Genomic DNA, 1409 nt, shown 5'->3' with positions numbered 1-1409 from the left:
TGCTGATCACCCCGGTGGTGTGATTGTGGGCGCCGGCTATGGTCTTGATGAGGGTCGACTTGCCGGAGCCGCTCGGGCCGACAAGGGCGACAATCTCGGATTTCCACAGGGAGACGGAGATTGCATCGAGTACCCGTTTCCCGCTATACTCCTTACTGCCGCTTTCAATGACGACTTCCATCCAGCACCCCCTAATACAGTCCCCTGCCTTTCGCCCGCATGATCAGGAACAGGAAGAACACACCCCCAATTGCGTACATAATGATCCCGACCGGAATCTCGACCGGGCTCATGATAGTCCGTGCAACGGTATCGGAGAGAAGCAGGATTGCCGCCCCCATCAGGCCGGCGCAGGGGATGAGGTACCGGTGGTCGCTGCCGATGATCATCCGGCAGATGTGCGGCCCCATGAGGCCAATGAACCCGATGATGCCGGTGAAGGCGAGGCAGCAGGACGCGGCAAAGGTCGAGATCATGAGGCCTGAAAGGCGGAGTCGCTCGACATTGATGCCAAGGTTCTTTGCCACATCGTCTCCTGCGGACAGGGCATTTAAGTCCCATGCCTTCCGTTCGAGCAGGAAGAAACAGATGATGACAAGTGGGATAAGGAGCAGGACCGCGCTCCAGCTCGCCCCCCACATCCCTCCCATGAGCCAGACCATGAGTTCGCGGAGTTTCTCGTTGTTGGTAATGTACTTGAGCGCCATCACCCCCGCCGTGAAGAGGTAGCCGATAACTACTCCTGCAAGGATCAGGGTTGACTGCGTCGTGCCCCGGGACCGCGAGATCCAGTACACGAGGAGCATGGACAACCAGCCAAAGACAAAGGCGAAGACAACGATCCACATGTCGTAACTCATCAGGAAGTAGGAGACGAGAACTCCCGGGCCGATAACGATTGCCAGCGCAGCGCCGAATGATGCTGCGGATGAGAGCCCGAGCGTGAACGGGCTCACGAGCGGGTTCCGGAGAAGTCCCTGCATGACCGCTCCGGCTACCGCGAGGCTGATCCCGGTCAGGATCGCAAGGAAGATCCGTGGAAGCCTGAAACCGACAACGATCAGTTCAGCCTGCGGGTTTGAGGGTGCCGGGATCGTGAACGGGACTGAGTCATACCATGCTGCTACCGATGGGAGGTACGTGTGCAGGAAGTTCTGGATAGATACTGCACAAGAATGGCCGATGGCAAGGATGGTATCCTGCGGGGTGATGGAGACAGTTCCGATCCCTGCGGAGAATACTGCAGTGGCAATCAGGAGGATCGAGAGCCCTACGATGAGGGCGATACGGCGGGAGCTGCCCTTGTGGTACAGACCGGTGACAGGCGCGGGCTGGTTGCTCTCCGTTTGTTCTTGGACCTCTGTTGAGTAATGGCTGTGCCGTGGTTTGTGTCGTGTCGTACAGTCATG

General features: G+C 58.4%; 2 protein-coding genes. Both read right to left on the bottom strand.

Annotated elements, in window-relative coordinates:
- On the bottom strand, window positions 1–181 hold a 181-nt coding region (locus CW742_RS13090; protein WP_292421084.1), incomplete at its 3' end, for an ATP-binding cassette domain-containing protein.
- 10 nt (window positions 182–191) lie between these two features.
- Window positions 192–1286 (bottom strand): iron ABC transporter permease, encoded by a 1095-nt coding sequence (locus CW742_RS13085; protein WP_292421086.1) that lies wholly within the window; start codon window positions 1284–1286, stop codon window positions 192–194.
- Window positions 1287–1409 lie beyond the last annotated feature (123 nt).

The organism is Methanoregula sp. (assembly GCF_002835825.1).
GTDB lineage: Archaea > Halobacteriota > Methanomicrobia > Methanomicrobiales > Methanospirillaceae > Methanoregula.
This window is presented reverse-complemented; position numbering and strand designations above follow the sequence as displayed.